Annotated in this window: 21 protein-coding genes; 16 read left to right on the top strand and 5 right to left on the bottom strand. The window is 46.6% G+C overall.

Translation table 11 applies throughout. From position 1 onward, the window contains the following. Positions 1–54: 54 nt before the first annotated feature. Entirely contained in the window at positions 55–447 is a 393-nt protein-coding gene (locus tag BC351_RS32835; protein WP_079419003.1) for a DoxX family protein, read from the bottom strand. A 159-nt stretch (positions 448–606) separates the two neighbouring features. Here BC351_RS32835 and BC351_RS32830 point away from each other — a divergent pair, with 159 nt between their 5' ends. From BC351_RS32830 to BC351_RS32810, 5 genes are all read left to right on the top strand, one after another. Further along, positions 607–912 (top strand): winged helix-turn-helix transcriptional regulator, encoded by a 306-nt coding sequence (locus BC351_RS32830; protein ID WP_079419001.1) that lies wholly within the window; start codon positions 607–609, stop codon positions 910–912. A gap of 440 nt (positions 913–1,352) precedes the next feature. Further along, positions 1,353–2,618, top strand: coding sequence for a histidine--tRNA ligase (gene hisS, locus BC351_RS32825; RefSeq protein ID WP_079418999.1), 1,266 nt, complete (start codon positions 1,353–1,355; stop codon positions 2,616–2,618). Between the two features lie 78 nt (positions 2,619–2,696). Further along, positions 2,697–4,478: an aspartate--tRNA ligase gene (gene aspS, locus BC351_RS32820; RefSeq protein WP_079418997.1), complete on the top strand. Its 1,782-nt coding sequence runs from the start codon at positions 2,697–2,699 to the stop codon at positions 4,476–4,478. Positions 4,479–4,501: 23 nt separating this feature from the next. Beyond that, positions 4,502–5,269 carry a tRNA threonylcarbamoyladenosine dehydratase gene (locus BC351_RS32815; RefSeq protein ID WP_079418995.1) on the top strand — a complete coding sequence of 256 codons (768 nt, stop codon included), beginning with the start codon at positions 4,502–4,504 and terminating at the stop codon, positions 5,267–5,269. A 662-nt stretch (positions 5,270–5,931) separates the two neighbouring features. Continuing rightward, the gene (locus BC351_RS32810) at positions 5,932–7,251 is read left to right on the top strand and encodes a replication-associated recombination protein A (protein WP_079418993.1); all 1,320 of its coding nucleotides are present in this window, start codon (positions 5,932–5,934) and stop codon (positions 7,249–7,251) included. Here BC351_RS32810 and BC351_RS32805 read toward each other — a convergent pair. From BC351_RS32805 to mnmA, 3 genes are all read right to left on the bottom strand, one after another. Further along, positions 7,246–7,620 (bottom strand): DUF3889 domain-containing protein, encoded by a 375-nt coding sequence (locus tag BC351_RS32805; RefSeq protein ID WP_158082312.1) that lies wholly within the window; start codon positions 7,618–7,620, stop codon positions 7,246–7,248. The two genes, BC351_RS32810 and BC351_RS32805, sit on opposite strands and share 6 nt — an antisense overlap. 146 nt (positions 7,621–7,766) lie before the next feature. Next, the gene (locus BC351_RS32800) at positions 7,767–8,459 is read right to left on the bottom strand and encodes an AlkZ-related protein (protein ID WP_079418989.1); all 693 of its coding nucleotides are present in this window, start codon (positions 8,457–8,459) and stop codon (positions 7,767–7,769) included. 41 nt (positions 8,460–8,500) lie between these two features. Beyond that, positions 8,501–9,589, bottom strand: a complete 1,089-nt coding sequence (gene mnmA / locus BC351_RS32795) for a tRNA 2-thiouridine(34) synthase MnmA (protein WP_079418987.1) — start codon at positions 9,587–9,589, stop codon at positions 8,501–8,503. A 294-nt stretch (positions 9,590–9,883) separates the two neighbouring features. On the opposite strand from mnmA, the gene cymR reads away from it, so the two are divergent. The 5 genes from cymR (at position 9,884) to BC351_RS32770 (ending at position 13,450) form a co-directional block, all read left to right on the top strand. After that, positions 9,884–10,303, top strand: a complete 420-nt coding sequence (gene cymR / locus BC351_RS32790) for a cysteine metabolism transcriptional regulator CymR (RefSeq protein WP_079418985.1) — start codon at positions 9,884–9,886, stop codon at positions 10,301–10,303. 9 nt (positions 10,304–10,312) lie between these two features. Further along, on the top strand, positions 10,313–11,461 hold the full coding sequence (locus tag BC351_RS32785; protein ID WP_079418983.1) for a cysteine desulfurase family protein: 1,149 nt from the start codon (positions 10,313–10,315) through the stop codon (positions 11,459–11,461). A 28-nt stretch (positions 11,462–11,489) separates the two neighbouring features. Then, positions 11,490–12,011, top strand: a complete 522-nt coding sequence (locus BC351_RS32780) for a PRC-barrel domain-containing protein (RefSeq protein ID WP_079418981.1) — start codon at positions 11,490–11,492, stop codon at positions 12,009–12,011. A gap of 10 nt (positions 12,012–12,021) precedes the next feature. Continuing rightward, complete coding sequence (locus BC351_RS43645; RefSeq protein WP_079419326.1) at positions 12,022–12,222, top strand: hypothetical protein; 201 nt, start codon at positions 12,022–12,024, stop codon at positions 12,220–12,222. Positions 12,223–12,379: 157 nt separating this feature from the next. Beyond that, entirely contained in the window at positions 12,380–13,450 is a 1,071-nt protein-coding gene (locus BC351_RS32770; RefSeq protein WP_079418980.1) for an AI-2E family transporter, read from the top strand. A 213-nt stretch (positions 13,451–13,663) separates the two neighbouring features. Here the strand turns inward: BC351_RS32770 and BC351_RS32765 are convergent, their stop codons facing one another. Beyond that, positions 13,664–13,855: a DUF3951 domain-containing protein gene (locus BC351_RS32765; RefSeq protein ID WP_279628386.1), complete on the bottom strand. Its 192-nt coding sequence runs from the start codon at positions 13,853–13,855 to the stop codon at positions 13,664–13,666. A gap of 489 nt (positions 13,856–14,344) precedes the next feature. Here BC351_RS32765 and alaS point away from each other — a divergent pair, with 489 nt between their 5' ends. The 6 genes from alaS to mltG all read left to right on the top strand — a co-directional run bounded on the left by alaS (position 14,345) and on the right by mltG (position 19,595). After that, entirely contained in the window at positions 14,345–16,972 is a 2,628-nt protein-coding gene (gene alaS, locus BC351_RS32760; protein ID WP_079418976.1) for an alanine--tRNA ligase, read from the top strand. A 111-nt stretch (positions 16,973–17,083) separates the two neighbouring features. Continuing rightward, positions 17,084–17,344, top strand: a complete 261-nt coding sequence (locus BC351_RS32755) for an IreB family regulatory phosphoprotein (protein WP_028555746.1) — start codon at positions 17,084–17,086, stop codon at positions 17,342–17,344. 18 nt (positions 17,345–17,362) lie between these two features. Further along, on the top strand, positions 17,363–17,779 hold the full coding sequence (gene ruvX, locus BC351_RS32750) for a Holliday junction resolvase RuvX (RefSeq protein ID WP_079418975.1): 417 nt from the start codon (positions 17,363–17,365) through the stop codon (positions 17,777–17,779). A 6-nt stretch (positions 17,780–17,785) separates the two neighbouring features. Next, positions 17,786–18,094: a DUF1292 domain-containing protein gene (locus tag BC351_RS32745; RefSeq protein WP_079418973.1), complete on the top strand. Its 309-nt coding sequence runs from the start codon at positions 17,786–17,788 to the stop codon at positions 18,092–18,094. Continuing rightward, the gene (locus BC351_RS32740; protein WP_079418971.1) at positions 18,091–18,387 is read left to right on the top strand and encodes a DUF1292 domain-containing protein; all 297 of its coding nucleotides are present in this window, start codon (positions 18,091–18,093) and stop codon (positions 18,385–18,387) included. Before BC351_RS32745 ends, BC351_RS32740 begins: the two co-directional genes overlap by 4 nt. A 101-nt stretch (positions 18,388–18,488) precedes the next feature. Next, positions 18,489–19,595, top strand: coding sequence for an endolytic transglycosylase MltG (gene mltG, locus BC351_RS32735; RefSeq protein ID WP_341866036.1), 1,107 nt, complete (start codon positions 18,489–18,491; stop codon positions 19,593–19,595). Positions 19,596–19,611: the final 16 nt, after the last annotated feature.

The raw sequence follows: 19,611 nt of genomic DNA, 5'->3' as shown, positions 1-19,611 counted from the left end.
CAAAAAGAACCGTCGGGAAAATCCCCGACGGTTCTTTTTAGTCGCACAAATATGTTACATCAAAGCATCGATAGAATAATCGCCCGCGCCAATCAAAGCGACACCAACTGCGATGGCTATCAGAATCAAGTTGTATTCAATGCCATTGGAAGTAACCCAAAACCCGTTTTTGCCGTGAACTTTGAAAATGGCAACCAACATTGTGAGAACGATCAGGATAGCTCCGAGTGTCGTCCAAAGCCCAGCAGCAAAAAGCAACCCGCCGCCTATTTCAGCCAAACCAGCAAGAACGGCCATAAGCACGCCAGGCTTGATTCCGATTGATTCGAAGAAGCCGCCAGTCCCTTTTGGACCATAGCCCCCAAACCAACCAAATACTTTCTGTGTACCATGTGCAGCGAATGTTAACCCTAGAACTAAGCGAATAATAAGAAGACCTAACGCCATTACTAACAACTCCTCTTTAAATATATTTTGTTTAACAACTTACTTTATGTTAGTATATTATTACGAAGCACTTACTTTTGTCAAGCGACTATGATAAAATTGTTAAGCATAAGCTTACGATGCAAGTTTTCTTGCGAAAACTCTGAGGAGATGATTTATATGGAAGACTATCAACTGTGCCCGAAATTCGAGAATGCATTTGAACTTCTGGGTAAGCGGTGGACAGGATTAATCGTTCATGTCTTGCTTTCCGGACCAAAGCGCTTTAAAGATATATCAGTACTCATTCCGAGTATGAGTGATCGCATGCTTTCGGAGAGGTTCAAGGAGCTTGAGGCCGCAGAGATCATTATCCGTCATGTGTACCCGGAAACACCGGTTCGGATTGAATACGAGTTGACACCGCGAGGCAAAGGGCTCAAGCCTGTTATGGATGAGTTGCAGAAGTGGGCAGACTCTCATTAACTAATATAGTGTTGCCGCTGGGAGTTTAGACTTGTATCCCTTGACTTTACTTCTGGCAATGATTACAATAAACAATAATGTAATTCGATACTTTAGTGATCCGTTGAAGGGACAAAGTAAGTCGCACCCACATAAGCAGAGAAGGAAGCCTAGGCTGCAAGCTTCCTATGATGAGCGAACGAAAAGACCTCCCCGAGGACCAATTGGGAACCGCCAGACGATCTAGGTCGACCAGCGTAGTAGCAGTTGTGCGTATAGCGGGCGTTAACCGTAAAGAGCAGAGATCTGCTTCGTTTGCTATGGCAGCGAGTGCAGCGTCCTGAATGTGGGTGGTACCACGGGTGAATTTGTTAATCAAATCTCTCGTCCCTGACGTAAGTCGGGGGTGGGGGATTTTTTGCATTTTAGCCATGACGATCGATAAAGGGAGGTTGAACCACATGAGCATCCAAAAGCCGAAAGGCACCCAAGATCTTCTTCCCGGTGAGGTGGAGAAGTGGCAGTACTTAGAGAATAAAGCACGAGATTTGTGCCAACGTTTTAATTACAAAGAAATCCGTTCCCCCATATTCGAGGATACCGATTTGTATATTAGAGGCGTCGGAGAAACCACGGATATTGTCGGAAAAGAAATGTACACCTTCCTCGATAAAGGGAACCGCAGCATGACGCTTCGTCCCGAGGGGACGGCGGGAGTCGTTAGAGCTTATGTTGAGAATAAGCTTTATGGGATTCCAGACCTTACGAAGCTGTATTATGTAGGTCCGATGTTCCGTTATGAGCAGCCGCAAGCGGGCAGATACCGCCAGTTCCACCAGTTCGGAATTGAAGCCTTCGGCTCTGTTGATCCAAGCATTGATGCTGAAGTCATTGCACTGGGTTATACTTTTTATAAAGAAATAGGACTCAAAGAAGTAACCGTCGAAATTAACTCGGTCGGTACGCCTGCGGTGAGAACGACTTATCGCGAGAAGCTTCAGCAATTTTTTGCTCCCGTGAAAGATCAGTTGTGCAAAGATTGTCAGTCTCGTTTTGATAAGAATCCGATGCGCATTTTGGATTGCAAAGTTGATCAAAAGTTGACGGAAGGCGCGCCGAGCATTTTGGATTTCTTGGATGAAGAATGCTTAACCCACTTCGAGCAAGTGAAAGAGCATTTGACGGCGATGGAGATTCCATACCGCATCAATCCTCGTCTGGTGCGCGGACTGGACTACTATACGCATACCGCTTTTGAGTACAAAGCAGCCGGAATTGGCGCGATTGATACGATTGGCGGAGGCGGGCGCTACAACGGCTTAGTTGAGCAAATCGGCGGCCATGGCAACGATCAGCCAGGTGTCGGCTTAGGGCTTGGGCTAGAGCGTATTCTGCTCGTGCTGCAAGCACAAGGCGTGGAGATTCCGAAGCCGGAACCGCTGGACGTTTACTTGATTGGGTTAGGCGCGGCAGCCGAGAAAGAAGTTACGAAGCTGCTTCACCAGCTGAGGGTTCAAGGACTCAAAGCGGAGAAGGACTACCAAGGACGCAAAATGAAGGCACAGATGAAATCGGCAGACCGTTTCCAAGCGACCTATGTCGCAATTCTTGGTGATGATGAGCTGGAACGCGGCGAAATTACACTGAAGAAAATGGATACCGGCAGCCAGCTGACAGTTAGTTTAGTGGATCTTGCCTCCAACGCTGCAAAGACACTATTCGAATAGAGCTTTTAAATGTTTATTACAAAAAGAGGAGACTTTGAGCTAGACTCAAAGTCCCCAACACTAGGAGGAAAAATTATCATGATGCTCAAAACACATCATTGCGGGCAGCTTACGAAAGATCAAGTAGGACAAACAGTAACATTAAACGGGTGGGTGCAAAGAAGACGTGACTTAGGCGGCGTACTTTTTATCGACCTGCGTGATCGCAGTGGTCTTGTTCAAACCGTATTCAACCCTGATTTCTCTGGAGATGCGCTAGCTGTCGCTGACCGTGCGCGCAATGAGTACGTGCTTGCAATTAAAGGAAAAGTGGTTGAGCGCGATGCTGAGACCGTTAATAAAAACATTCCAACAGGTGAAATCGAAATTCAAGTAACTGAAATTGAAATCATGAACGCGGCCAAAACGCCTCCATTCTTCATTGAAGATGGCGTTGAAGTGGACGAATCCGTTCGTTTGAAATATCGTTATCTGGACCTGCGCCGTCCGGAAATGCAAAAAACGTTGATGCTTCGTTCCAAAGCATCGAATATTTTCCGTAACTTCCTGGATTCCCAAGGATTCATCGATGTAGAAACGCCAATCCTGACCAAAAGCTCGCCGGAAGGCGCGCGCGATTACCTCGTGCCAAGCCGCGTGCATCCAGGAGAATTCTATGCGCTGCCACAGTCGCCCCAAATCTACAAACAGCTGCTAATGGTGAGCGGCATAGAGCGTTACTACCAGATCGCACGCTGCTTCCGCGACGAAGATCTTCGTGCTGACCGTCAGCCTGAATTCACACAAGTCGACATCGAGACTTCCTTCCTCTCCCAGGACCAGCTTCTTGAGATTCTGGAAGAGCTAGTTGTGAAGTTGATGCAGGAAACAGCGCAAGTTGAAATCCCGCGTCCATTCCAACGTATTACGTATGCGGATGCCATGTCAAAATACGGTTCAGACAAACCAGATCTTCGATTTGGACTAGAGCTAGAGGATGTTTCTGACATCGTTGAAACTTCGGGCGTTCAAGTATTTGCGAATGTTGTTAAAGGCGGCGGTCAAGTAAAAGCATTAAACGCCAAAGGCTGCGGCACTTGGAGTCGTAAGGAAATCGACGATCTGCTTCCATTCGCAGCGCGTTATGGCGCCAAAGGTCTTGCTTGGATTCAAGTAAAAGACGGCGAATTCAAAGGGCCAATCGTGAAATTCTTCAATGAAGCCGAAATCGCGGCATTAACGGAGCGCTTAGGTGTGGAAGAAGGGGATTTGCTGCTCTTCTCTGCTGACAAGAAGAAAGTGGTAGCTGATGTACTGGGCAATCTTCGTCTTAAAATTGGACGTCAACTTGGATTGATTGATGACTCCAAGTTCAAATATGCTTGGGTCGTAGACTTCCCGCTTTTGGGCTACGATGAAGAAGCGAAACGTTACGTAGCGGAACACCATCCGTTCACGCGTCCGAATGAAGAGGATGTTCATTTCTTCGATACGGATCCAGGACAAATTCGCGCTCAAGCTTATGACCTCGTGCTTAACGGCTACGAAGTAGGCGGCGGCTCGATGCGGATTTACCAACGTGACGTTCAAGAGAAAATGTTCAAAGCGCTAGGATTCTCACCGGAAGAAGCAACAGAGCAATTCGGCTACCTGCTGGAAGCATTTGAATACGGAACGCCTCCGCATGGCGGATTCGCTTTCGGTTTCGATCGTCTGGTCATGCTGATTACCGGCCGTACCAACCTGAGAGAGACCATTGCATTCCCGAAAACGGCGAACGCAACAGATTTGCTGATGAATGCACCGAGCGCCGTAGATGACAAACAGCTTGAGCAGTTGTCCGTTCGTGTAGCGATTAAGCAGCCTGCTGCCAAAGCCTAAGAACTTAAAGAGGAAGTGTTTCTATGCTTCACCAATTTTCTCGGACTGAACTTGCAATTGGACCTGAAGGTCTGGAAATAATGAAAAACAGCACGGTTGCGGTGCTGGGTATCGGCGGGGTAGGTTCCATTGCTGCTGAAGCTTTGGCGCGTACGGGAGTTGGACGTCTGATTCTAATCGATAAGGATGTTGTCGACATCACCAATATCAATCGTCAGATTCATGCGCTTACGACAACCGTCGGCCAGCCTAAGGCGGATCTGATGCGCGACCGTATCAAATTAATTAACCCGGAGTGCGATGTAATCGCGCTTCGGATGTTCTATACGGAAGAAACGTATGAGGAAGTGTTTGCTTACCCCATCGATTATGTGCTCGATGCCAGCGATACAATCTCCTACAAAATCCATCTGATTAAGCAATGCCTCGAGCGGAAGATTCCTATCGTGTCCAGCATGGGTGCGGCGAATAAAATGGATCCGTCACAGTTCAAAGTAGCCGATATTTCCAAAACAAGCATGGACCCGATCGCTCGGGTCGTACGCCAAAAGCTGCGCAAGGAAGGCATCAAAAAAGGTGTGAAGGTCGTCTTCTCGACTGAAGAGCCGATGAAGCCGCGCGAGGATGTTACGCAGCAGATCGTTCCGGCCAACGCACCCGAAATCCGCAAGGCGAAGCAGCCTCCAGCCAGCAACGCTTTCGTTCCACCGGTAGCTGGTTTGATTATGGTGAGTGTAGCGGTGAAAGAATTGCTGGAGATTGGTTTGAAGAAAAGTAAGGAAGAGCAGTGAAGATGAGTTAAAGAGGTAAAAAGAAGTAGAAGAAGGTAAAAGAAGTAGAAGAAGGTAAAAGAAGTAAAGAGCAGTAAAGATAAGGGGCTGTCCTTTAAGTAGATAAACCTACTTGAGGGCAGTTTCTTTTTATTAGCAGATCAGCCTCTACACGTGACCGCTCATCATTGAATGGGCTCGATAGAGGTTTTCTCATTGAATTACGGATGTTTTTCTCGAAAAGAGACTGGAATAGGGGCAGCCTTGAACTAGCAGATTATGTGCAAGGAACAAGACACCTGCCCTCAAGGTTAGCTGTAGCCCTCGCTTTTCGGATACATTGATGATTGCCTTGATGTCTTCCTGTTCTAGGGCCTGCACATTTTTACAAACCTGCAATTGTACATCCTTTTTAAGCTTGGAATAGGCTTAATCATGAAATTCCTGCAATTGTGCATGCTTTTGAAGCTTTTTCTGGATGCGAAGCTGGATTAACTGAAAATACCTGCACAATTGCAGGAATTTCCACTTTTCAAAATACAATATGCGCGGAAACTTCTGCACTCTCGCAGGTTTTTCAGTCAGGTCCTAATGGATAAAACATGACACGTTTTCCGCGTCGGGTTATAATAGACCATACGTCTTCTGACAAATAGTAAAACCAAGCAAAGGAAATTGAAACCATGGACTTGTTTACATATGCATCATCCCAGGAACCAACAGGCAAGCTTCTCGCTGACCGCATGCGGCCTATGACACTTGATGAATATATTGGCCAAGAGCAAATTGTTGGCAAGGGAAAGCTGCTGAGACGAGCGATCGAAGCGGATCAGGTTTCCTCCATTCTGTTGTACGGGCCACCAGGCACCGGCAAAACAACGCTGGCAAACATCATTGCCAACCGTACACAAGCGGAGTTCATGAAGCTGAACGCCGTAGATGCTTCGGTCAAAGATGTGCGAGAGATTATTGAGCTGGCCAAAACTAATAAAGCGATGTACGGGCGCAAGACGATCCTCTTCCTTGACGAGGTGCATCGCTTCAACACCTCGCGGCAGGATGCGCTGCTGCCTGCGGTAGAGCAGGGCATCCTCATCTTCATCGGGGCGACGACAGAGAACCCGTTTCACCATGTGAACGGGGCTCTGCTGTCGCGCTCGACGCTGTTTCAGCTCGAGCCGCTCACGGCGGAGCATGCGCTCATCGCCATGCGAAGAGCGATCGCCGATCCCGTGAAGGGGCTCGGCTTCATGCGCCTCCACGCAAGTGAGGAGGCGCTGGAGCATATCGCACGGATGGCCGTTGGCGACATACGCCGTTCTCTCAACGCGCTGGAGCTAGCCGCGCTGACGACTTCGCCCGAACCGGATGGTACGGTTCGGATCACGCTTGAGGTGGCGGAGGAGTCCGTCCGCCGCCCGATCGTGAAAGCGGACGAGTCGACGCAGTATGACGTCTTGTCCGCCTTTCACAAGAGCATACGCGGCTCCAGTGACGCCGCGCTGTTCTGGTTCCTCTATGCCGTTGAGAAGCTCGGCATGGACCCTATGACGTTCCTGAGGCGGCTTATCGTCGCCAGCAGTGAAGACATAGGCCTCGCGAACCCTCAAGCCATGGTGCAGTCTGTGACGGCCATGGATGCTTATCACAAGATTGGCTGGCCGGAATCGAAGTACATCATTTCCCAGGCAATTTTATTCGCTGTAGAAAGTCCGAAGTCGAACTCCATACCGCTGGCGATCATGCGTGCAGAGCAATTGATGGACCAAGTGAAATCGGCCAATGTCCCTCTGCATTTAAGGGATACCCATTATAAAGGGGCAGACCAGCTGGGACACAAGGGCTATATGTATCCGCATAACTACCCAGGACATTTTGTAAGGCAGCAATATTTGCCTGATGAGATTCAGCATGAAGTCATCTTTCAAGCTAGTGAGCAAGGGACAGAAGAGAAGATGAAGGTCAATCAACAGAAAAGAAGAGGGAAGCTTACAGAGTCATAAGATCTGTAAGTTCCCTCTTTTTTCTTGCGCCATTTCAACGGTATATAGCTGTTCGGATATTGGATTATAGCGAATAGACACAATTAGCGGAAATTCGACACCTTGTTGTTTAACCCAAAAACGGAACTGCTGCTGAGCAACACCGGGGGCAACGATTGATCGGCCTAAATATTTATAATCTAATAAAGTGTATACCTTGCCTGCCTCATGAAACGCAAGGCGGCTCCATTTGGCATATTCGGGATCGCGTTCTTGATAGGGGGCCGCCGAAGCAGCATAGAAGTTGCTGCCTTCAACTGCGCATGCTTGCTCATTGCTGCTGCACCAACCAAGCCCAAAGACGAGAAGGACGGCTGAAAATTTATGCATTCGCTCACACCTTTCCCTCTTATCGTTTGCGCCGAGTTCAAGGTGCATACTTGCAGAGAGCAGGTAATTTAGGGCACTTCATGGAAGGATTGGAGCAAATGCTTAACATGCAAAAAGGAGCCCCTAAAGGCTCCTTCGCGAATCTCCTAAAGCTTGAAAATCTTCGTCAAGTAAACGCCGGCAGCAGCACTGTATTTCTCCTCTATCCAAGCCCTCAGCTGCTTTTTGGCTTCTGGGGTTGGCAGTGAATTTGGTGCATGTCCATACAACTCCATCCAATGTGAAGCCGTCATATAGCAAGTGCTGTTCCAGCCGCTTTTATTTCCTTCGGCATTCAGCCGTTCACTGATCCCGGCAATAACAATATCCGTTGTGCTTTGCAGCTCGATAAGCGCGCGGTCGAATGCACTTTTGGACTCTTTGGCTTTCATGCCCGTTTTGGCCCGCAGTGTCTTGACATCAATACCTTCTTGATCGGCAATTGTTTGATAAATTTCGACAGATGCTTTAGGCAGTAGACCATCCTCATAACGTTCTTCGACAGAATAAGGATCTTCCAGCAAATTTTTCACCAAGGGGAAAAGCTCGGCAGAAATCAATAACGGCTTTTTGGCAAAAAAACGTCCATAGGCTGCGAGGCCATCCCCGGGAAAACGGTCCCGCCATAGCCAGGGATCCGTCTCTAAGCCTGTATGCCAATCTTTGAATTTGGTGACTGAATCAAGAGAAGGATGATCAGGGATGAAGGAAGAGAGGGGGAGAATCCCAATCTCTTTCACGAGATGTTTCGCTTCTTCGTAAGTCGTAATTTTCAAATCAAGAGCGTTCCTTTGGACCATTGTGGTTCATCCTTCCCCGTATTCAATTCAATGTAGTCGGCTTACTTATGCACGATATCAATGACACCGCCGCCTAAACAAACATCTCCGTCATAAAATACGACCGATTGCCCAGGCGTTACAGCTTTCTGAGGCTGATCAAAGACAACTTCACAGACGCCATTTTCTGCAAAAGTGAGCACCACGCCTTGATCCGGCTGACGATAACGGAACTTTGCCGTACAGGCAAAGGGACCTTCCGGCTTGCTGCGCGAGATCCAATTGACATCGGTTGCTGTTAATCCGTTGGAATATAGGCCTGGGAACTGTTCGCCTTGAACGACAAGCAGCTCATTCGTTTCCAAGTTCTTATCGACAACGAACCAAGGCTCGCCTGAACCCGAACCGCCAATGCCTAAACCTTGTCTTTGGCCAAGGGTATAGTACATCAGGCCGTCGTGGCGGCCTTTCACTTCACCGTTACGAATATCGACCATATTTCCCGGTTTAGCCGGCAGGTACCCGCTTAGGAATTCTTTGAAATCGCGTTCCCCGATAAAGCAAATGCCAGTACTGTCTTTCTTCTTCGCTGTTGCCAGACCCGCTGCTTCAGCGATCTCGCGAACCTTAGGTTTTGGCAAGTGCCCGATGGGGAACATCGCTTTGGACAGTTGGTTCTGATTAAGGGCATTAAGGAAATAGGTTTGATCTTTATTCGAATCATTGCCTCGGAGAAGCACGTATTCGCCATCTTGCTCCTTCACTTGCGCATAATGACCTGTGGCAATGTAATCGCCTCCCAAGTCGATGACTTTTTGCAGCAATTCGCCGAATTTGATTTCTCGGTTGCACATAACATCAGGATTCGGTGTGCGTCCTTTGGTGTACTCGTCCAAGAAATAAGCGAACACCTTGTCGTAATATTGTTTTTCGAAATTTACTGTATAGAAAGGGATATCGAGCTGATCGCACACTCGTCTGACATCCTCTGCATCTTCTTCTGCTGTGCAGTGCCCAAATTCATCGGTATCGTCCCAGTTTTTCATGAAAATACCGATAACCTCATAACCCTGCTCCTTCAGCAATAGCGCGGCTACTGAGGAGTCGACACCCCCGGACATGCCTAGAATGACACGTGTTTTTTTATTCATAATATTGAACCTCTTTTCCATCTTGCAAGTCTAATTTAAAAAGCTTGATTTAAAGCTCTCACTATTATACATCTCTACCTACCAAAATTAAAATATTTCATGAGAATGCCATGGAATTTCCCACACAAATCAAGGAATCTATGATAACATAGATACGATATACGGATGTTTAGGAATGTTTTTACGAAAAATGGAAACGCTGTTTACCAAGATAGGGACGACCCTGGTTTCTGAAGAAGTATATTGATTTCGATTAGATCCCCTGTTGGTATAAATGTTGAATGAGGTGTAATTTTGAAAATTTCTACAAAAGGCCGATATGGTTTGACAATTATGATGGAGCTGGCCAACCGTGTGGGTGAAGGACCAACTTCACTCAAAAGTATTGCTGAAAAGCATCAATTGTCCGAACATTATTTGGAACAACTTGTAGCTCCTTTGCGCAATGCCGGTTTGGTCAAAAGTATTCGAGGCGCTTATGGCGGCTATATTTTATCCAAAGCTGCGGATCAAGTGACAGCTGGCGAGGTTATTCGCGTACTTGAAGGACCGATCAGTCCTGTCGATTTTACGGAAGAAGACGACCCGGCTAAGCGTGACTTGTGGATCCGTATTCGCGATAGTATTGCGGATGTCTTGGATTCAACTACACTTGCGAACTTGATTTCATATGAGGACCAAGGCACAAGTGACAACTACATGTTTTACATTTAAAGGTGTCTAATGAATCCTATTTATCTTGACCACGCGGCGACTACGCCAGTGCATCCCGACGTATTGGAAGCGATGCTTCCTTTCTATACAGCCTTTTTTGGCAATCCTTCGAGTACACACAGCTTCGGTAGAGCAACAAGGACAGCACTCAATCGGTTTCGTGATGCGATGGCGAAGTCTTTAGGCTGTCTCCCTGCCGAGCTGATCTTTACAAGCGGTGGCACGGAAAGCAACAATATGGCGATCTTTGGGGTTCTGCATGCGAGCAAAGACGACAAGAAGCACATCATTACTACTCAAATCGAGCATCATGCTGTTCTGCATCCTTGTGAGCGTTTGGAGGGCCTCGGATATGAGGTGACCTATCTGCCAGTAGGTCCGACTGGTCTTATTCAAATAGAGGATGTCGCTGCAGCTGTTCGTCCAGATACGGCGCTTATTTCGATCATGTATGTGAATAATGAAGTAGGCACGATTCAGCCAATTGAGCAAATAGGTGAGTTAGCTCGTGCGAAGCAGATTCCTTTCCATGTGGACGCTGTGCAAGCTCTGGGCAAATTGCCGCTGAACCTTCATGAGCTTCCAGTTGATATGGTGAGCTTATCGGCACATAAATTGTATGGCCCCAAAGGCGTAGGCGCCTTGTACGTCTCCAAGCATACGAAGCTGACCCCACACGTGTATGGCGGTTCCCAAGAAAGAAAACGCCGCGCGGGGACTGAGAATGTAGCCGCAATCGCCGGTTTTGCCAAAGCGGTTGAAGTGCTGCTGCCGCAAGTGGAGACTCTCCAGGAGAAGGCTTCGGAGCTTCGTCAGACGATGATTCATGTATTGGAGCAACAACTAGGCAGTGAACGTTTTACGATTAATGGCCACAAGGAACAGTCAGTCCCGCATATTTTGAACATCAGCTTTCCAGGTATTTCAACCGAAACACTCCTTATGAATTTAGATTTAGAAAATGTGGCTGCGGCAAGCGGTTCTGCCTGTACCTCAGGCTCCCTTGAAGTGTCCCATGTATTGCAAGCCATGAAGCTCCCAGAAAATGTTACCGCTTCTGCTGTTCGATTTAGCTTTGGAATGGGGAATTCTAAAGAGCAAATCGAAACAGCTGCCCAGAAAATTGCAACCATTGTTCATCGGCTGCGTAATAATTAGTACCGGGCGGTTCTAGGAGGAATTGAGCTTGCGCAAAGCGCACGATTTGATCGGACTTCCCGTTATTACGGTAGATTCCGGCAAACAAATTGGTCAGGTCAAAGATTTGCTGATAGGCCCTGAGTGGAACATACGAGGTATCGTTCTTGAAGTGAAGGTATGGTTCTCTGCCCTACGTTACATACCGTGGGAGGGAATCGTCGCTGCAGGAGAAGATGCCATTACCATACCGAACGAAACGGTCATTCAAGAGTTTGAGCATGTGGAAGAATGCCATGCTTTACTGGATGGAAGCCGCAAGATTAAAGGACTTCCCATCATCACAGTGGGAGGGCACAAATTAGGCGTGGTAGAGGATGTTTATTTAAACCAAGATTGGGGTAAACAAATAGTAGGTTATGAATTGTCCGAAGGGTTTATTTCTGATTTAAAGGAAGGGCGTAGATGGCTTCCCGTGCCGGATTCGGCAACCAAAGGGGAAGACGCCATCATAGTGCCTGTACATTGCGCTCAGGAAATGGAAGAACTCTTCGTATCCAAAGAAGAATAGGGTGAGCGAGATGCGTTGTCCAAACTGTAATTCCAAAGACATTGGAAAGATCGGTTCCCATCAATTTTACTGCTGGGGTTGTTTTATAGAACTCAGCGTTAACGGAGAGAAAATGTCCGTGTATCAGGTTGAGGAAGACGGTACACTGAGTTCTCTGGATGATTTATTTTTTGAGGAAGAAATGCCTCTAATCCAAGAACACGCGAATTAATAATCATGATCATAACGAAACGTCACTTTTTGAGCACGCAGGTGCTTAAGAATGGCGTTTTTTTGTTGTCCAACTGTACAGCCAAGGGTTAATTTGGACAAGTTGTACATATACTGTATGAGCGCAACTTATTTGGAATTGCCGAGGTGAGGTCAACATGGAACGATTTTGGAAAAATAGATGGTTTGTAGGGTTGGTATATACCCTGCTTGCTTTGATGACTTTGTATATGCTTCTGCAAATTAAGCCGATTTTATTTCATGTCATCACGTTTCTCAAAGCAATAGTGACGCCGTTCTTCATCGCCGTGATCATTTCGTACATTTTGAATCCGATTGTAAATGCTCTGAATAAACGCAAAGTTCCAAGAACGATTGCTGTTTTACTTATCTATAGTGTATTTCTTTCATCCCTTACGGTCATCATCATGAATATGACACCGATTTTTATAACACAAATTGCTGAACTGAACGAGCACATGCCGCAGATGGCAATGCGCGCGCAGTCGCTGGTTGATGGGTTTAATCAAAATCAGCTGCTGCCTGACAGTGTACGCTCCGGTTTCAATCATTCGCTAACAAAACTGGAAAACAGTATTTCCACCGCCATCTCGAATTACATGAATCAAATCGGCAATACGATTAATATGCTGTTTATCGCGTTCATTGTCCCTTTTGTAGCTTTCTATATCATGAAGGATTTTCAAATTATCGAGAAAACAGCGCTGGCGATCGTACCGCGAGAACATCGGAAGAAGACGGTCAAATTGCTCATTGATATTGATACAGCGCTAGGCAACTATATTCGCGGACAATTATTGGTATGCTTAATTATCGGGGTTCTTGCTTACCTGGGGTATTGGCTGATTGGTATGGAGTATGCTTTATTGCTTGCCAGTGTGGTAGCTATTTTCAATATCATCCCTTACCTAGGGCCTTTTTTCGGTGCGGCGCCCGCACTGATCATGGCATCAACGATTTCTTTGAAAATGGTGCTGCTTGTTGCGGTGGTGAATTTATTGATTCAAATTTTGGAAGGAAATGTGATATCGCCGCAGGTGGTGGGAAGAACGCTGCATATGCATCCTCTGTTTATCATCTTTGCGCTGCTCGTAGGCGGGGAGGTAGCGGGAATTGTAGGGCTGATCTTGGCTGTGCCGTTTTTCGCAGTCATGAAGGTTATCCTTCAGCATGTTTTCTTGCACTATGTTCACAAGCCGACAACGTAAGAAGATAAGCAGACGCACAGAACCCCTATGTGCCATGACTTGCGGGATCATGGTACATAGGGGTTCTATGCGAGGGTTGAGGATATGAAAGGGTGTGGCCATGCGTAAACCAACGAATGGACTACGGAATAAGTATACGTAATTCTTGTATTTCTTACTCGATAATGAAAATCATTATCAATAAACTTAGTATACTTCCATTGAGAACGATTGTCAACTGCGTATTTTTTGATTTTTCAAATGTTTATCTTTATCGTCTCCTTGATCGTCCGCTTCTTCCTTTTCCTCCTTTTGTTCTTGGAATTCGATGCGGGATTGGCCTGTTATGTAATCGAAGGGATTGTAACGGCTATCCGGGATTTCTTTCTTTATAAGTGTTTTGACCATGATGTAGATGACAATGATAAAAATGGGTGAGATTAAAGCAAGCAGCGTAAGCGATGAAAAGTCCAGTTACAACACCTCCTAATTTTGGTAAAAGCAAGAGAATGAATGTATCTTATATACGTTTCCCCGAGAGCAAAGGTTTCATTTATTGACCTGAATATTGACAGCATTGCGCCATATAGTTATAATTTGCCTTATCTATATCTAACATGAAATCGTTGATGAAACTTTAGTAAGCCATAGTCCATTGTCAGAGAGAAGGTTCCGGGGAGCAGCGATAGCTGCTGTCAACGGCTGAAAGAACCTTTCGATGTTAGGATGGCCCAAAGCTCGTTTCGGAGTGTGGAAGAACTCCACCGGTTGGACCCGTTACAGATCCGCACAAGGAGATTGGGTTTGTTTTCCCCAATAACCAGGGTGGTACCGCGATGATTCGTCCCTGTATGTTGCAGGGGCGTTTTTTGTTTGTTTTTGATGACAATGCATATATATGGAGGCTTGAGACAGATGAAGGCAAGTGAAATTCGTTCCAAGTGGTTGCAATTCTTTGCAAGTAAAGGGCATAAGGTAGAGCCCAGCTCATCGCTCGTTCCGCATAATGACCCATCTCTCTTATGGATTAATGCGGGGATCGCACCGTTAAAGCCGTATCTCGATGGGCGGGAAATTCCGGAAAATCCGCGAATTACGAATGCTCAGAAATGTATTCGTACCAATGATATTGAGAATGTAGGCAAAACACGTCGCCATCATACGTTTTTCGAGATGCTGGGGAATTTCTCGATCGGTGACTACTTTAAGAAGGAAGTTATTCCATGGGCATGGGAATTTCTGACGGATCCACAATGGATTGGCTTCGATCCAACTCGGATCTCGGTTACGGTCCATGAAGATGACGAAGAAGCCTTCCACATTTGGAACAAAGAAATCGGTATACCGGAAGAACGCATCTATAAGCTGAAAGAAGATAATTTCTGGGACATCGGTGAAGGCCCTTGTGGTCCTTGTACGGAGATCTTCTATGACCGTGGGGATAAATACGGTGATTTGTCCGATCCGGAATGCTGGCCTGGCGGGGAAAATGAGCGCTTCCTGGAAGTGTGGAATCTGGTATTCACCCAATTTAACCATAACAAAGATGGCAGCTATACACCGCTTCCGAACAAAAATATTGATACAGGCGCAGGTTTGGAGCGTTTTGCTTCGATTCTTCAAGATGTTGACTCCAACTTCGACACCGATTTGTTCAAACCGATTATTGATAAAACGTGTGAGCTAACAGGTGTGCAGTATCACGTCAATGAGGAGCACGATGTAGCGCTTAAAGTTATTGCCGACCATATTCGTACGGTAGCTTTCTCCGTCGGGGATGGCGTACTTCCTTCTAATGAAGGACGTGGTTATGTAATCCGTCGTTTATTGCGCCGCGCTGTTCGTTATGGGAAAGTATTGGGCTTGGATAAGCCGTTTCTGCATAAACTGGTGCCTACAGTCGGTGAGATCATGGGCGTTTACTATACAGAAGTTGTAGACAAGCGTGAGTTTATCGAGAAGGTTATCCGTACGGAAGAGGAACGCTTCCATGAAACGTTAAGCGATGGATTGATTATTCTTGCTGAAATGGTAGAGAAAACACGCCAAGCCGGCACGAATCAAATCAGCGGACCTGATGCTTTTAAATTATACGATACGTATGGCTTCCCTTTTGACTTAACGGAGGATTTTGCTTCGGAGAAGGGCTTGACAGTTGATCGGGCTGGGTTTGATGCTTCCATGCAGGAGCAGCGTGATCGTGCTAGAGCGGCCAGTCATAAAGAAGGCGGTATGAAAGTACAGGGCGGACCGCTGTCTGAATTGACGATTAAAAGCGAATTTGTTGGATATAATGAATTGGTAGTTACTGCTAATATTACTGCAATTGTGCATGAAAATGAACTCGTTGACATTGTCGGCGTAGGCGAGACTTGCCAAGTTGTTCTAGATCGCACACCGTTTTACGCCGAAAGTGGTGGTCAGGTAAGCGACTATGGTACAATTCGCAATAATCAAGTGGTTTTGAAGGTGGAAGATGTTGTGAAGGCACCTCATGGCCAACACATTCATAAAGTCATAGTCGAGTCCGGCGTTCTGCGTAAAGGAGATTCGGTTGAGGCTATCGTATCGGCTGCACAGCGCGGTGATATTATCAAAAATCATACGGCTACTCACTTGCTGCACAAAGCGTTGAAGGAAGTATTAGGCACTCATGTCAATCAGGCAGGTTCCCTTGTTGAGCCTGACCGTTTGCGCTTCGACTTCTCTCACTTCGGCAGCATCAGCAGTGAAGAATTGCAGGATGTCGAACAGCGTGTAAACCGCCAAATTTGGAACAACATCGACGTTGATATTTCATTGAAAGCTATTGCTGACGCGAAGGCAATGGGCGCTATGGCATTATTCGGCGAGAAGTACGGTGATATCGTACGCGTTGTTCGAGTAGGCGATTACAGCTTAGAGTTGTGCGGAGGCTGTCACGTTCAGAATACAGGACAAATTGGATTGTTCAAAATCGTCAGCGAGTCCGGCATTGGGTCCGGTGTACGCCGGATTGAGGCTGTTTCCGGCCGCAGTGCGTATGAGTATTTAGACCAGCAATTGCAATTGTTGAAAGAATCGGCCAACCTGCTGAAATCGAACGTGCAAGATGTTCCCAAACGCGTGGAAGCTGCGCTTCAGCAAGTGAAGGAACTCTCGCGTGAAAATGAGTCGCTGCGCGGCAAACTGGGACGCATTGAAGCGGGCTCATTGACTGATCAAGTGAAGCAGGCAGCAGGCGTATCGGTGTTAGCCGCACAAGTGAATGCAGCAGATATGGATTCTCTTCGCAACATTGTTGATGAGATGAAGGTTAAGCTGGGCTCCGCGGTTATCGTACTAGGCGCAGTTGCTGACGATAAGGTCAATTTGGTGGCTGCGGTTACGCCTGATTTGGTAGCCAAAGGCTTTCACGCTGGGAAAATCATTAAAGAAGTGGCGTTGGCTGTTGGCGGAAGCGGCGGCGGCCGTCCGGATATGGCGCAAGCAGGCGGGAAAGATGCTTCCAAATTAGCGGCTGCATTGTCCGGTGTCGAAGGACTGCTCTCTCAATTTGAATAATTATTTTTTGATGGGACAGGAATTTTTAAACCCATAGAGAATATAACCAGTATACACGGAACATTTTCAATTTTTGACACAAGGTAACACAAGGAAAGTGGGGTGCTCCTGATGAGTTCCATGGATAAAACGATGAAGTTCAACGTGAAGGCAGAAGAAATTGAGACATCGCCCAAAGATGTATTGCTGGCGGTATACGATGCTCTTCAGGAAAAAGGGTATAATCCGATCAACCAGATTGTCGGGTACTTGCTTTCCGGAGATCCTGCTTACATTCCGCGGCATAATAATGCCCGGAGCCTCATTCGCAAACGGGAACGGGACGAACTGATTGAAGAATTGGTTCGAGCTTATCTGGGTCAACACAAATAGAAGGAATTGAGAACCGGCATGAGATGGATAGGCTTGGATTATGGGGACAAAACGATTGGTGTCGCGATGAGCGATGAGCTTGGCTGGACAGCTCAAGGGCTGGAAGTCATCCATCGCCGCAAGCCTGGGGAAGACATCGAACGGCTTGAGGCTATCGTCAAAGAATATGGCGTGTCGCAGATCGTCGTAGGCTTGCCCAAAAATATGAACAATACGATTGGACCTCGTGGAGAGCTTGCGATCGAGTTCGCGAAAGAACTGGAACGAAAATTAAGTGTACCTGTAAACTTGTGGGATGAGCGATTAACAACCGTAGCTGCGACTCGCACGCTTCTTGAAGCTGATGTGAGTCGGAAGAAACGGAAGCAGGTCATTGATAAGATGGCTGCACAGCTCATTCTGCAAGGATATATGGATGCCAATATGAAGAGGTGAAAGAACATGTCCAAAGAAGAATTGCGTGAAGAAGAACCAGAAATCATTTACATCCCGGACGATGAAGGCAACGAAGAAGAGTTCGAGGTTATCATGAAATTCGAAGTGGACGGTTCAGACAAGAAATACATGATGGTTGTGCCTACTGACGGCGGAGACGAAGAATCCGATGAGGTATACGCATTCCGTTATGAAGAAGATGATGACGGTGAAGATTTGAAATTGTTCACCATCGACGATGAAGAAGAGTGGGATATTGTTGAAGAAACATTCAACACATTAATGGCTGAATTCGAAGAGGAAGACGAAGCATGAGTACGACACCTTCCGACGTATTGCGCAAAGCTTACGGGGATGATATTATTTTGTTTGACGAGCAAAATGAGTCGACGGTGTATCATCTTTTGAAAGAATTCGTATATGGCAATCACACGTATGCCGTTCTGCAATCCGATGAGCTCAAGAAGGAAGACGAAGTTGCTGTTTTCCGAGTTACGACAGATGCAGAAGGACAATACGAATTGGAAACCATCGAAGATGACGACGAGTGGGAAACCGTTTCTGAGCTCTACGATGAAATGGCCTTTCCAGATCAGGACGATTTGTAAGAGTATACAACCCGAGCGGATCACATCCGCTCGTTTTTGTTTGCTTAGGGATGTGAAGGTACGAGGAAAGCTTTCTGACGGAAAGTATTAGGAGGATTATCGTGAACAACTTGCTTGAACAAGAGAATGAACACAATAAGCCCAAACGGAGCAAGGCCAAGCGCACTCTTCTCATCATTGGACTATTGCTGCTCATTGGTATTGGTATAGCCAGCGGTGTTGGTTTATATATTGCTAATGCTCTACAGCCTGTTGCTGCTTCAGGGCAAGAGGTGCGAGTATCCATCCCGCAAGGTTCCGGTTCTGCACAAATTGCCAAGGAACTCGAAACAAAGGGACTTATTAAGAACTCATCCATCTTTATGTATTATTTGAAATGGCATAAACAAGGCTCGAAGTTTCAAGCAGGCGAGTACAGCATGAAGCCGGGCATGACGTTTGAGGAAATGATCGATAAGCTGAATAATGGCGAGATTGTGAAGGAAGATATGATTCGCATCACGATTCCTGAAGGATTTACCATCGACCAGATCGCGGCAAAAATCAGTGAACAAACGCCTTGGAAGAAAGAGGCTTTCCTCCAGATGACCGACGAAGCTAATGCGTTTAAGTCTGAGACAAACTTCACAATTCCCGATAACAAGAACCTGAAGCATCGCCTTGAGGGCTACCTTTTCCCAGAGACTTATGAATTCAAAAAGGGCTCGAGCGAGCAAGAATTTATAGAACGAACCTTGCAGCAGTTGGATAAGAAATTAGCAACGCTCCCTGCTGACTGGAAGGACAAGCTCAAAGATCGTGGTCTAAGCGTGCATCAAATGCTGACGATTGCCTCTTTAATCGAGCGGGAAGTCGTTGTTGATGAAGAACGTGCACTCGTATCTGGCGTCATCCAGAATCGACTGAAGAAAAATATGCCTTTGCAAATTGATGCAACGGTGCAGTATTTATTTGATAAGTCCAAGGATAGGCTTCTGGAAAAGGATCTGCAAATACAAAGTCCTTATAATACGTATTTAAATACGGGTTTGCCGCCAGGCCCCATTGCAAGTCCAAGCCTTGCCTCAATGAAAGCGGCGATTTATCCGGAAGAGACGAAGTATTTGTTTTATGTGACCAAAAAGGACGGGACCAAAGGACATCTGTTCGCAGAGACTTTCGAAGCACATAAGAAAAATATCGCGGAAAGCAAAAAGGCCGGCAATTAACGAGAAGCCGGGAAGC

The sequence above is a fragment of the Paenibacillus ferrarius genome, assembly GCF_002027705.1.
Lineage (GTDB): Bacteria > Bacillota > Bacilli > Paenibacillales > NBRC-103111 > Paenibacillus_E > Paenibacillus_E ferrarius.
The sequence above is the reverse complement of the archived record's forward strand: the minus strand, read 5'-3'. Positions and strand labels throughout refer to the sequence as shown.